Below are 12,042 nucleotides of genomic sequence, written 5' to 3'. Positions count from 1 at the left end.
AGGAATTCTATAACTTTTTCTATACAAATAGTCGGAAAAACGCTAGAATACATGGTAGACCATTTTTGTAATAGGAGTGTAGAGCTGAATGTTACATCAATTTTCACGTAATGAATTAGCCTTCGGTAAAGAAGGACTTGAAATATTAAAAAATAGTACAGTCGGTATTTTAGGAATTGGCGGCGTAGGTTCTTTTTCCGCTGAAGCGTTAGCGCGTTCTGGCGTTGGGCGTCTTGTATTAGTTGATAAAGACGTTGTAGATATTACAAACGTAAACCGTCAAATTCACGCTTTAGTATCTACTGTAGGACGTTCAAAAGTAGAATTAATGAAAGAGCGTATCGCAGACATTAACCCAGAGTGTGAAGTAATTGGACTAGAAATGTTTTATACAGATGAAACATATGAAGAGTTCTTTAAACACGGTTTAGACTTCGTAGTGGATGCATCGGATACGATTACGTTCAAGATCCATTTAATTAAACAATGTTTACGTCGTAAAATTAAAATTATCTCATGTATGGGTGCAGCAAATAAAATGGACCCAACTCGTTTCCGTATTGCGGACATCTCTAAAACACATACAGATCCAATTGCGAAAGTAATTCGTACGAAGCTTCGTAAAGAGGGTATTAAAAAAGGTGTAAAAGTTGTCTTCTCTGATGAAAACCCAATCGTAATTCGTGAAGAAGTACGTAAAGAAATTGTACCAGACGAAAATGCGAAAATTCGTAAAGCGAAATTACCGCCTTCATCAAATGCCTTCGTACCATCTGTGGCAGGCTTAATTATGGCAAGTCACGTTGTACGTGAACGCATTAAAAATGTAGAAGTGAAACGTGTAGGACAAGAATAAAAAGAAAGCATATATCCGTCTAGGGTATATGCTTTTTCTATTATATTTTAAAGAACTGCTGATATTTGCAATACTAATACTTCAAGTGTAAGTAATCCTAATAAAGAATAATCGTATTTGTCCGATTTATAACCTGAGGTCTTTTTTAAACTATGAATTGTAAAAAGGCCTAAAGTTAGAACGAGAATACCGAGTGTTATTTTGAAGACTACTAATGAAATGGCAATCGGCTCCTTTCAATCGTATATGTTTATAGTGACATTTAAGTTAAACATATCCAATTCACTCCGTAAATTTCCTTTTGTAACAAATCGACTTGTTTTGTCAATATTTGTTGGTAAATCGATATCTCTTGTCGAATAGTTGATATAATTAAAAAAATCGTTGATATATTGTAAGTTACGATAGATATATTTGAAAAATCGTCAATATAATTTCATTTACCAATATATCATTCACAGAAAAAATAAAAAGGGATGTCACTTAATCAAAAGAGTGACATCCCTGTTTTTAATTCTCTGCAGAATATATAATATCTAAATTTCCATTTTGATCTGTCTTGAAAATGGGAGCGATCTGTTCTTCTTGTTCTTCAACCGAAACAAGTTTTCGAGCACGGTCCATAATTCTAACAAGCATCGCATAATCTTCTTCGATTGCTTGTTGTTTTTTTGAGAGTACCGCTAATTTTGCTTCAAGTTCATGATTCATTTTTTTCAGGGACGTGAGCTGAGTCTGTAATACTTCATTTTCAGTTTGTAATTTTGCGAGTGAAGGGTTGTTATGCTCCAAATTTTGCAAAAACGAGATGATATTTTGCATTGTAAGTTCTTGTTTATTTGGCGTAATATCTTCTGAAAACTCGGCATCGATTACGAGTTGTTTCGTTTTCGTGAAATGCTCTTTTTCTATTTTAGCTTCAGAGCGCTTTAATTCTTTACGTTGTTTTTTTGCAAGTTGCACCGCATCTTCGTAATTCGGTCTTACTTCAGCATTCCATCTAAATCCGCAAGCTGCTGAAGTACGGTTCAATGTATCGCCGACTTCATCGAATGCTTTTATTTGTGTACTGCCGCTGCGAATATGCCGTAAAACAGTTTCGGCTAAAAGGAGATCGTCTTCTTTTGTCCATGCATCTTGACGTGTTTTCATAAGCGAAGCCTCCATAATGGTGACGTTTTCGCTTATGTTACCCTTTATTTTTCGTTTTATTCGAACTTTGTAATCTTTCATATACAGTAGAAAGTGCTTGCTCAAATTTTCCTGTCGTTTTCGGTTTATAATATTGTTTGTTTTTTATTTTATCAGGTAAGTATTGTTGTTGTACCCAGCCATTTGGTTGGTCGTGTGGGTATAAGTATCCAATGCCTCTTCCAAGTGATTCTGCGCCTTTGTAATGACTATCTTTTAAATGACTTGGGATGTCGCCTGTTTGACCGTTACGTAAATCGTGTAATGCAGCATCAAGTGCTTTATAAGCTGAGTTTGATTTTGGTGATAGGCACAGCTCGATAACGGCATTTGCAAGTGGTATGCGTGCCTCTGGGAATCCAACCCGTTCAGCTGATTCTATAGCTGCTAGTGTACGTGGTCCGGCTTGCGGGCTAGCAAGTCCGATATCTTCATATGCCATAATAAGAAGACGTCTACCAATACTTTGTAAATCACCTGCTTCAATAAGGCGTGCTAAATAATGAAGTGCTGCATTTACATCACTTCCGCGCACCGATTTTTGAAATGCCGATAATACGTCATAATGAGCATCTCCACCTTTATCGTGAACGAAGCTCTTTTTTTGCAAGCATTCTTCTGCGATTTCTAGCGTGATTTCCACAGCTTTGTCATCCGTTGTAAAGCTAGATAATACAGCTAGTTCAAGTGCATTATAAGCGGAACGCATATCTCCGCCTGATGCATTTGCAAAGTGATGTAATGCTTCAGGTGTAACCGTTACATCATATTCCCCAAGACCTTTTTCTTTATCTTCAAGTGCTCGTTTTAAGCCAATTAAAAGATCGTCTTCTGTCAGGGCGTGTAACTCGAAAATTTGACACCTGCTCCGAATAGCAGAGTTTATCGCATGAAATGGATTACTTGTCGTTGCACCAATTAAAGTAAGAATCCCACTTTCTAAATGAGGTAATAGAAAGTCCTGCTTTGCTTTATCTAGACGGTGCACTTCATCTAAAATTAAAACAAGATGTCGATGCATTTTCGCTTCTTGTACGACAACTTCCATATCTTTTTTATTATGGGTAACAGCGTTTAATAGACGAAACGGAGTACCGGTACTTCCTGCGATTGCGCTAGCAATTGATGTTTTTCCGGTGCCTGGAGGGCCGTATAAAATTATAGATTGAAAATGATTTGCTTGGACCATTCGCCATAAAATCTTTCCTTCACCAACTAAATGTTGTTGTCCGATAATTTCTTGAATATTTGTAGGGCGCATTCGATGTGCGAGTGGTTGTTTCATTTTTACCGTCTCCCTTAATGTATAATCTCTTTCTATCGTATCATTTTTTTTAGTGGAATTTGAAATAGGATGCTGTTTTGTGGGAAATATGAATATGAATATTTTCATTTTTCTTTCAATTGTAATAATTTCCGAGTTTTTCAATGTGATTTTATGTTATCATTTTGATACACAAGTTGAAATTTCTTATAATACTATATTATGCTATAATTTCATAGGATTTTAAATTGTGTTCTTTTATAAATAAGATATAACCAATAGAAGTGAAAATTTGAAAAGAGGTGCAAAATAGATGAAGATTTCAACAAAAGGCCGCTACGGCTTAACAATTATGATCGATCTTGCAAAAAAATTTGGTGAAGGTCCAATTTCATTAAAATCAATTGCGCAGGCACATGATTTATCTGAACATTACTTAGAGCAATTAATTTCACCACTTCGTAACGCTCGTCTTGTAAAGAGTACGCGTGGTGCATATGGTGGATATGTATTATCAGATCAGCCGGCTAACATTACAGCTGGGGATGTAATCCGTGTGTTAGAGGGTCCGATTAGTGTTGTAGAAATGATAGAAGAAGAAGAGCCAGCACAACGCCAATTATGGATGCGTGTTCGTGATGCGGTGCAAGAAGTGTTAGATAGTACAACGTTAGAAGATTTAGTACGTTATGAGGAAGAAAATCACGGGGGCTATATGTTTTACATTTAATTCCTTGTGAAACGATTTGGAAAGAAGGAGATTTAATGGAACGCATTTACTTAGATCATGCTGCGACATCTCCGACTCACCCAGAAGTGGTCGAAAAGATGATTCCATATATGACAGAAACATTCGGAAACCCGTCTAGTATTCACTTTTATGGACGTCAAACGCGCCATGCAGTAGATGAGGCGAGACGCGCATGCGCACGTAGCATTCATGCGAATCCGAATGAAATTATATTTACGAGCGGTGGTACGGAAGCTGATAATTTAGCGCTTATCGGTGTAGCGCGTGCGAACCGTCATAAAGGTAACCATATTATAACGACACAAATTGAACATCATGCAATTTTGCATACGTGTGAATTGTTAGAGCGTGAAGGATTTGAAGTGACATATTTACCTGTTGATAAAACAGGACGCGTTCAAGTTTCTGACATACAAAAGGCATTAACAGAAGAGACAATCCTTGTATCCGTTATGTTTGGGAATAATGAAGTTGGGACGATGCAACCAATAGCGGAAATAGGTAAGCTGCTAAAAGAGCATCAAGCTTATTTCCATACAGATGCGGTACAAGCTTATGGCTTAGTAGAAATTGATGTGAAAGAGTTTGGCATTGATCTATTATCAATTTCAGCTCATAAAATTAACGGACCAAAAGGTGTAGGGTTCCTATACGCTGGTGCAAATGTGAAATTTGAACCGTTATTAATAGGCGGGGAGCAGGAAAGAAAACGCCGTGCTGGTACTGAAAATGTACCGAGTATTGTTGGTTTACAGCAAGCAATTTTGTTAGCTGAAAAAACTCGTGAGCAAAAAAATGCCCAATATGAAGAGTTTAAAGATATAATGGTATCTGTCTTCAAAAATGAAGACATTACTTTCGAGGTAAACGGAAACTTAGAATATCGCTTACCACATGTGCTTAATATTAGTTTTACAGGAATGAACATTGAACCATTTCTTGTGAACTTAGACTTAGCTGGCATTGCAGTGTCAAGTGGTTCGGCTTGTACAGCTGGTTCAATTGATCCATCACATGTATTAGTGGCGATGTTCGGAAAAGACTCCGATCAAATACGTTCATCCGTACGCTTTAGTTTCGGACTTGGAAATACGAAAGAGCAAATTGAGAAAGCGGCGTACGAAACAGTGAAAATCGTGAAGCGATTAACACAAAATTAGCATGGGAGGTGACATGATGAACAAACTACCTCACGAAACACGCGTTGTCATCGGGATGTCCGGTGGCGTCGATTCATCTGTAGCAGCTCTTTTATTAAAAGAGCAAGGTTATGATGTAATCGGAATTTTTATGAAAAACTGGGATGATACGGATGAGAATGGTGTCTGCACAGCAACCGAAGATTACAATGATGTAATTGAAGTGTGTAACCAAATTGGTATTCCGTATTATGCAGTAAACTTTGAAAAACAATACTGGGATAAAGTATTTACGTACTTCTTAGATGAATACCGAGCTGGTCGTACACCAAACCCAGATGTAATGTGTAATAAAGAAATTAAATTTAAAGCATTTTTAGAGCATGCAATTGCGCTTGGTGCTGATTATGTAGCGACAGGTCATTATGCACGTGTTGCTTATATGGACGGCGAATATAAAATGCTTCGCGGCGTTGATGACAATAAAGATCAAACGTATTTCTTAAATCAATTAAGCCAAGAGCAATTATCAAAAACAATGTTCCCGCTGGGTGAGCTGAAGAAACCACAAATTCGTGAAATGGCGAAAGAAGCTGGTTTAGCGACAGCGGCGAAGAAAGATAGTACAGGTATTTGCTTCATTGGTGAGCGTAACTTTAAAGATTTCTTAAGTAACTATTTACCAGCACAACCAGGTGTGATGCAAACATTATCTGGTGAAGTGAAAGGAAAGCATGACGGTTTAATGTATTATACAATTGGACAGCGTCATGGCCTTGGTATTGGTGGTAACGGTGATCCATGGTTTGCTGTTGGGAAGAACTTGAAAGAAAACATTCTATATGTTGATCAGGGATTCCATAACGAACTTCTATATGGTGATGAAGTTATTGCTACGAATATCGGCTGGGTAAGTAATGAAGCGAAAGAAAAAGAATTTAAGTGCACAGCGAAATTCCGTTATCGTCAAGAAGACAATAAAGTAACGGTTCAAATCGTTGATGAAAATACAGTTCGTATTCTTTGTGACGAGCCAATTCGTGCAATTACACCAGGACAAGCAGTTGTTTTCTATGATGGAGATGAGTGCTTAGGTGGTGCTACAATTGATGAAGTATACCGTAGCGGTAAGAAATTGGATTATTTAGGATAAAACGAGAAGCCTCTGCCGATTCGCGGTTAGAGGTTTCTTTTACATAAAGCGAATTTTCGTTCGCTTGGAAAATACATTCTTTGTTATAATTTGTTGTAGAGGTGAAGGACATGTCAAACAAACTTGAAACAGGTATTAAATATATGCAAGAAGGAAACTGGGAAGAAGCTGCTAAAAATTTTACAGAAGCAATTGAAGAAAATCCAAAAGATGCACTTGGATACATTAATTTTGCGAACTTATTAGATGTACTAGGTGATAGTGAAAGAGCAATTTTATTTTATAAACGTGCATTAGAGTTAGATGATAAATCTGCAGCTGCTTATTATGGATTAGGAAATGTGTATTACGGCCAAGAGCAATTTGCAGAGGCAAAAGCTGTATTTGAACAAGCAATGCAATCTGGATTACAATCAGCTGATGTAACATTTATGCTAGGTATCACACATGTGCAACTTGGAAACGATCGTCTTGCACTGCCATTTTTACAAAGAGCAACAGAATTAGATGAAAACGATGTAGAAGCTATGTTTCAGTGCGGACTTTGCTTTGCGCGTTTAGAACATATTCAAGAGGCGAAACCTTATTTTGAAAAGGTATTAGAAATGGATGAAGAGCATGCGGATGCGTATTATAATTTAGGTGTTGCGTACGTATTTGAAGAAAATAACGAGAAGGCTCTGGCTTTATTTAAGAAAGCAACTGAAATTCAGCCAGATCACTTCTTAGCTGGTAATGGTGTTCGTTTATTAGAGCAAGAAGCTGAATAAGATGAACATATAGTTTAATGAGTAGTTATCCCTCATCTAAAGAGGTGGGGGATGTACTGTTCATTAAAGTGAAAAGATCGGAAAGGAGAGGAAAGATGGGAAATCAACATGCAATGGATTTGTTTGAGGAAGAGAAAAAGTTTATAAAAGCGCAAGTTCTTCATACCATTTTCCACAACGAAGAAAACCTCTATTCCGTTGTCAGTATGAAAGTCATTGAAACAAATGAAACGTACGACGAAAAAAAAGTGATGATAAATGGTCATTTTCCCCGTATGCATGAAGATGAAATGTTTACATTGACAGGTCATTTTAAGGATCATCCAAAGTATGGGAAACAATATTTAGTTGAAACATTTAAAAAAGAATTACCGCAAACAAAAGCAGGTATGGTGCAATATTTAGCGAGTGATTTATTTAAAGGAATCGGAAAGCGTACAGCTGAAAAAATTGTGGACCATCTTGGGGAACATGCCATTTCTAAAATTATGGATGATCCTGAGGCGTTAAGTGGTGTTGTCAACAAACAAAAAGCGCAGGAAATATATGAGACAATTGTTGAGCATCAAGGGCTAGAGAAAGTAATGAGCTTTTTAAATGGTTACGGTTTTGGAACGAAGCTTTCTATTAAGATTTACCAACAATATAAAGAGATGACGTTAGAAGTGATTCGTAATAATCCATATCAACTTATTGAAGAAGTGGACGGCATTGGCTTTGGACGAGCAGATGATATAGGACGTGCGTTAGGGATATCGGGTAATCACGATGATCGTGTACGTGCAGGATGTTTTTATACGCTAGAGAATGTTTCACTGCAACTCGGTCACGTTTATATGGGAAAAGATCAACTTGTAAGAGAAACGATGTCACTTTTAAACAGCCAAGAAGGAAGAGTGACAGAGGAAGACATTATAGGCTGCGTTGAAATGATGCAAAGTGAAGGGAAAGTCATAATAGAAGAAGAACGAGTGTATTTAGCATCGTTATTCTACTCTGAAAAAGGTGTTGTAAAGTCTATTCGGAGGCTTATGAATCAAGAAGAAACACCTTCATTTCCTGAAGCTGAAGTGTTAAAGACGTTAGGTGAAATTGAAGAACAGCTGACTGTTCAGTATGCACCGCTTCAGCAAGAAGCAATTCAAACGGCACTTCATAAACCGATGATGTTATTGACAGGTGGACCAGGAACAGGGAAAACAACAGTTATTAAAGGAATTGTTGAAATGTATGCGTCACTTCACGGGCTATCGTTAAATCCGAATGAATATAGTGATGATAATCCATTTCCAATATTATTAACGGCTCCAACGGGAAGAGCGGCGAAGCGTATGAGTGAATCAACAGGTCTTCCAGCTTGTACAATTCATCGTTTACTTGGCTGGACACCAGAAGGGTCTTTCCAACGTAATGAAACGGACCCGGTACAAGGGAAATTGCTCATAATTGATGAATTTTCAATGGTTGATATTTGGCTTGCGAATCAGCTGTTTAAATCACTGCCGACAAACATTCAAGTTATCGTTGTAGGTGATGAAGATCAGTTGCCATCTGTAGGACCAGGACAAGTGTTGAAAGATTTATTGAATGCAGGTGCAGTTCCAACAGTAAAGCTTACTGAGATTTATCGTCAAGCGGAAGGTTCATCTGTTATCCAACTTGCCCATGCGATAAAAAATGGAACGCTCCCGCCAGATTTAGCGCAAAACCAAAAAGATCGTTCGTTTATTGGCTGTACAGGAGCACAAATTGTTGAGGTTGTTAAGAAGGTTTGTGAAAATGCTAAGACAAAAGGGTTTAGCGCAAGAGATGTACAAGTGTTGGCCCCGATGTATCGTGGACCGGCTGGTATTAATGTACTAAACGAAGCGTTGCAAGAAGTGTTTAATCCGAAAAGGGAAAAGAGTAAAGAAATTGCTTACGGTGATGTTGTATATCGAAGAGGCGATAAAGTACTACAGCTTGTTAATCAGCCGGAGAGCCAAGTGTTTAATGGTGATATCGGAGAAATTGTTTCGGTGTTTTATGCGAAAGAGAACGTTGAGCAACAAGATATGATTATCGTTTCATTTGATGGAATTGAGGTAACATATACAAAGCCGGATTTAAATCAAATTACACATGCATATTGTTGTTCGATTCATAAATCGCAAGGTAGTGAATTTCCGATTGTGATTATGCCGATAGTAAAAAGTTACAATCGTATGTTACGTCGTAATTTAATTTATACTGGTATTACAAGAAGTAAGAAGTTCCTTATTATTTGCGGGGAGGAAGCCGCTTTCCAGTCTGGTGTAAATCGCCTTGATGATGTAATGCGTCAAACGACTTTAGCCAGTCGTTTGCAAGAATCACAAGGAGAAGTACAGATAGTAACAGTTAATGGTGAAGAAATGGACGTGGAAAACATTTCACCGTATGATTTCATGTAACAAGGTGAGATTATATAGTGAAACTTTCAAACGTATAACGTTGAAAGGCTCCAGCAATGTATAAATGAATGCGGTTTGGACATAATGGCGAATAGAATCTGGGAGACTGTAAGGAGATGAAAGCCATATGTTTATTTGTCCAAATTGCAAAGGGAAAGACATTGGAAAAATAGGTGTCAACCAATTTTATTGCTGGAATTGTTATATCGAATTATCGGTTTCAAAGGGGAAAATCCATACGCATCAAGTAGAGGAAGATGGTTCATTAAGCTCTCTTGATGATTTATTTGATGAAAACGAAAGAACGATCGGATAACGAAAAGGGGGATTTACTTTGAATCTACGCAATTCATTAATCGCATTAGGTGTTGGAGCGGCAGCATATCAATATGCTCGCAAACAAGATGTATTTTCAAAACGTAATATGAAAAAAGCACGTAAGATGATTAAATCTTATTTATAAGCGTAAAAAACTCCCTTCATGATAAGGGAGTTTTTTTATGCGCTTGTATGCAAATATAAAAGTCCAATTTCAGAGAAGAGATAAGATAGGCCGTAACATCCAACGCCAAGCATGCCGTAATGAAATAATTGCTTCGCCCTTTCTTTTCGTGAAGAACGAATAAAGAAACCTTTCCAAATACCAAACCCGATACAAATCCATTCAAGAATCATAAAAAGTGCAGATAAGATGAGCATAAATAAAACCATTATGAGCCCTCCTGATTATATTGTTTCATGTTGCATTCTCAGGGGTGGTTGTCCTTGTTATGTTATGTATATGTACGTCTTTACAAAACAGTATGGTCGGTATGAAAAGATTTTAAAAGTTTTGCACATAACCTACCCTATTTATTTTCAAAATAAAGGTGGAGGAGGTTTTTCGTGTGAAGAATCTTAAAATCATTTGGATATATCGTTTAGGATTATTGTTACTTGTATTTCTTTGTCTGCTCGTCTTTTTAAAGATTAAGCCGCTATGGGCACCGATTATTTTTGTATTTAAAGTGGCGATTACACCGTTTCTTATTGCGTGTTTTATTGCGTATTTATTGCATCCTTTAATTGAAAAAATTCATAAGGAAGGGATGCCGCGCACACTCGCTATTTTGCTTATTTACATCCTTTTCTTTGGCGGAATTGGTTATGGAATTTATAAAGGAACACCAGTCGTTATTAAGCAGTTACAAGAAATCAATGAACAATTTCCGCAGTTTACAAAAATGTATGATTCTTGGATGGATGGCGTTACGGAACAAACGGCGAATTTTCCATCATTTATTCATGAAAAGGTGAAACAAATTTTTGGTGGTGTAGAAGCAAAAATACAAGCACTTTTAAATAAAGTGATGAGTACAGCTCGCGGTGTACTCGATTCATTGCTCATTATTTTTTTAATACCGTTCATTGTATTTTACATATTAAAAGATTATGGTGAGTTTTATCATATCTTTTGGAAACTAGTCCCGAGTAAATGGCGTAGTACGGGACAAATGCTTGCAAAAGAAATTGATAAGTCACTCGGAAGTTATATTCGAGGACAGTTATTTGTTTGCTTAGTATTAGGGGGAGTGTCCGTTCTTTCTTTTTGGTTTATCGGCATGAAATATCCATTATTACTTGGCATTATTATTGGGGTGACGGATATAATACCATACTTTGGTCCTATTTTAGGAGCAATCCCGACATTAATGATTGCAGCAACTGTATCAACGAGTTTACTCATTAAGGCAGGGATTACGATTGCTATTTTACAATTTTTGGAAAGTAACATTTTATCGCCTTACATTGTTGGTAAGTCGCTTCGCATGCATCCTGTTATTATTATGCTTGCCTTACTAGTTGGAGGAGAGGTTGCGGGGATTGTGGGGTTGTTAATATCGGTTCCGATTTTAGCTGTTATTCGTACAGTGATTGTGCATGTGAGACCTCTTTGGAAAAGAGAAGATGTGTAATAAGAAAGCCCTCTATTTATAAAAGTAGAGGGCTTTCATTATTTAGAGAGCTGTTCGTGTATTTGTTGAACGAGAGAGCTGACATCATTTGTTTGAATATGTTTTATTATTTTCCATTCATTATCATACATAAATACAATTTGACTGCTGAAAAGATGTTTTTTCTCTTTTAGATTAGAAATTTTTGTGAAAGAGTACTCCTCAAATAATGGGTTCTTACTTACATCTGGTCCATAAAAGAAGAGTCGTTTGTTCGTTAAAATTAACAGCCCTGGTCTTGCGACGGAACGATATATAAATATATCTAATGAACATGCTGCGTAAAATAATATCGTTTCATCAGTCGTTAACATATTTTTAGCTTTATTCAATAAGGTTGTCATTATAATCGCTCCTTTATTATTGATAATTTGATTATAACAAAAATAAAATGTTCAGAAAAGTTTATAGGATTAGTACAATTTATTAATACATGCATAATATATGAAAAGGCTGTTAAGAATGACTAGTAGAATAGCTATGATTAATAAA

At 36.8% G+C, this 12,042-nt stretch carries 13 protein-coding genes; 9 read left to right on the top strand and 4 right to left on the bottom strand.

Going from position 1 to position 12,042, the window contains the following annotated elements; all coding sequences use genetic code 11:
• Positions 1–88: 88 nt before the first annotated feature.
• On the top strand, positions 89–856 hold the full coding sequence (locus tag V7S50_RS06665) for a tRNA threonylcarbamoyladenosine dehydratase (protein WP_000903182.1): 768 nt from the start codon (positions 89–91) through the stop codon (positions 854–856).
• A gap of 510 nt (positions 857–1,366) precedes the next feature.
• On the opposite strand, the gene V7S50_RS06660 is transcribed toward V7S50_RS06665, so the two are convergent.
• Positions 1,367–2,008, bottom strand: a complete 642-nt coding sequence (locus V7S50_RS06660; RefSeq protein ID WP_063222860.1) for an RsfA family transcriptional regulator — start codon at positions 2,006–2,008, stop codon at positions 1,367–1,369.
• Positions 2,009–2,045: 37 nt separating this feature from the next.
• Positions 2,046–3,332: a replication-associated recombination protein A gene (locus V7S50_RS06655; RefSeq protein WP_242256436.1), complete on the bottom strand. Its 1,287-nt coding sequence runs from the start codon at positions 3,330–3,332 to the stop codon at positions 2,046–2,048.
• Between the two features lie 292 nt (positions 3,333–3,624).
• Here V7S50_RS06655 and cymR point away from each other — a divergent pair, with 292 nt between their 5' ends.
• From cymR to V7S50_RS06620, 7 genes are all read left to right on the top strand, one after another.
• Positions 3,625–4,041, top strand: coding sequence for a cysteine metabolism transcriptional regulator CymR (cymR, locus tag V7S50_RS06650; protein ID WP_000704116.1), 417 nt, complete (start codon positions 3,625–3,627; stop codon positions 4,039–4,041).
• A 35-nt stretch (positions 4,042–4,076) separates the two neighbouring features.
• On the top strand, positions 4,077–5,222 hold the full coding sequence (locus tag V7S50_RS06645) for a cysteine desulfurase family protein (RefSeq protein ID WP_063222862.1): 1,146 nt from the start codon (positions 4,077–4,079) through the stop codon (positions 5,220–5,222).
• Positions 5,223–5,238: 16 nt separating this feature from the next.
• Positions 5,239–6,354, top strand: coding sequence for a tRNA 2-thiouridine(34) synthase MnmA (gene mnmA / locus V7S50_RS06640; RefSeq protein WP_016135363.1), 1,116 nt, complete (start codon positions 5,239–5,241; stop codon positions 6,352–6,354).
• Positions 6,355–6,464: 110 nt separating this feature from the next.
• Positions 6,465–7,124 (top strand): tetratricopeptide repeat protein, encoded by a 660-nt coding sequence (locus tag V7S50_RS06635; RefSeq protein WP_242256438.1) that lies wholly within the window; start codon positions 6,465–6,467, stop codon positions 7,122–7,124.
• 95 nt (positions 7,125–7,219) lie between these two features.
• Positions 7,220–9,556 (top strand): SF1B family DNA helicase RecD2, encoded by a 2,337-nt coding sequence (recD2, locus tag V7S50_RS06630; protein WP_242256439.1) that lies wholly within the window; start codon positions 7,220–7,222, stop codon positions 9,554–9,556.
• 127 nt (positions 9,557–9,683) lie between these two features.
• Positions 9,684–9,872: a hypothetical protein gene (locus V7S50_RS06625; protein WP_000469281.1), complete on the top strand. Its 189-nt coding sequence runs from the start codon at positions 9,684–9,686 to the stop codon at positions 9,870–9,872.
• A gap of 18 nt (positions 9,873–9,890) precedes the next feature.
• Positions 9,891–10,019 (top strand): YrzQ family protein, encoded by a 129-nt coding sequence (locus V7S50_RS06620; RefSeq protein ID WP_001053553.1) that lies wholly within the window; start codon positions 9,891–9,893, stop codon positions 10,017–10,019.
• A 35-nt stretch (positions 10,020–10,054) separates the two neighbouring features.
• Here V7S50_RS06620 and V7S50_RS06615 read toward each other — a convergent pair whose 3' ends face one another.
• On the bottom strand, positions 10,055–10,267 hold the full coding sequence (locus tag V7S50_RS06615; protein WP_060632362.1) for a hypothetical protein: 213 nt from the start codon (positions 10,265–10,267) through the stop codon (positions 10,055–10,057).
• A gap of 176 nt (positions 10,268–10,443) precedes the next feature.
• Here V7S50_RS06615 and V7S50_RS06610 point away from each other — a divergent pair, with 176 nt between their 5' ends.
• Positions 10,444–11,511 carry an AI-2E family transporter gene (locus tag V7S50_RS06610; RefSeq protein ID WP_063222865.1) on the top strand — a complete coding sequence of 356 codons (1,068 nt, stop codon included), beginning with the start codon at positions 10,444–10,446 and terminating at the stop codon, positions 11,509–11,511.
• A 38-nt stretch (positions 11,512–11,549) separates the two neighbouring features.
• Here V7S50_RS06610 and V7S50_RS06605 read toward each other — a convergent pair whose 3' ends face one another.
• Positions 11,550–11,894 carry a PH domain-containing protein gene (locus V7S50_RS06605; RefSeq protein ID WP_242256441.1) on the bottom strand — a complete coding sequence of 115 codons (345 nt, stop codon included), beginning with the start codon at positions 11,892–11,894 and terminating at the stop codon, positions 11,550–11,552.
• Positions 11,895–12,042 lie beyond the last annotated feature (148 nt).

It is taken from the genome of Bacillus sp. CCNWLW194, assembly GCF_037120585.1.
GTDB classification, from domain to species: domain Bacteria; phylum Bacillota; class Bacilli; order Bacillales; family Bacillaceae_G; genus Bacillus_A; species Bacillus_A basilensis.
The sequence above is the reverse complement of the archived record's forward strand: the minus strand, read 5'-3'. Positions and strand labels throughout refer to the sequence as shown.

Bases quoted from the DNA above. Each gene is read 5' to 3' on its own strand.
- V7S50_RS06665 (WP_000903182.1), top strand. From the start codon at position 89: ATGTTACATCAATTTTCACGTAATGAATTAGCCTTCGGTAAAGAAGGA.
- V7S50_RS06660 (WP_063222860.1), bottom strand. From the start codon at position 2,008: ATGAAAACACGTCAAGATGCATGGACAAAAGAAGACGATCTCCTTTTA.
- V7S50_RS06655 (WP_242256436.1), bottom strand. From the start codon at position 3,332: ATGAAACAACCACTCGCACATCGAATGCGCCCTACAAATATTCAAGAA.
- cymR (WP_000704116.1), top strand. From the start codon at position 3,625: ATGAAGATTTCAACAAAAGGCCGCTACGGCTTAACAATTATGATCGAT.
- V7S50_RS06645 (WP_063222862.1), top strand. From the start codon at position 4,077: ATGGAACGCATTTACTTAGATCATGCTGCGACATCTCCGACTCACCCA.
- mnmA (WP_016135363.1), top strand. From the start codon at position 5,239: ATGAACAAACTACCTCACGAAACACGCGTTGTCATCGGGATGTCCGGT.
- V7S50_RS06635 (WP_242256438.1), top strand. From the start codon at position 6,465: ATGTCAAACAAACTTGAAACAGGTATTAAATATATGCAAGAAGGAAAC.
- recD2 (WP_242256439.1), top strand. From the start codon at position 7,220: ATGGGAAATCAACATGCAATGGATTTGTTTGAGGAAGAGAAAAAGTTT.
- V7S50_RS06625 (WP_000469281.1), top strand. From the start codon at position 9,684: ATGTTTATTTGTCCAAATTGCAAAGGGAAAGACATTGGAAAAATAGGT.
- V7S50_RS06615 (WP_060632362.1), bottom strand. From the start codon at position 10,267: ATGGTTTTATTTATGCTCATCTTATCTGCACTTTTTATGATTCTTGAA.
- V7S50_RS06605 (WP_242256441.1), bottom strand. From the start codon at position 11,894: ATGACAACCTTATTGAATAAAGCTAAAAATATGTTAACGACTGATGAA.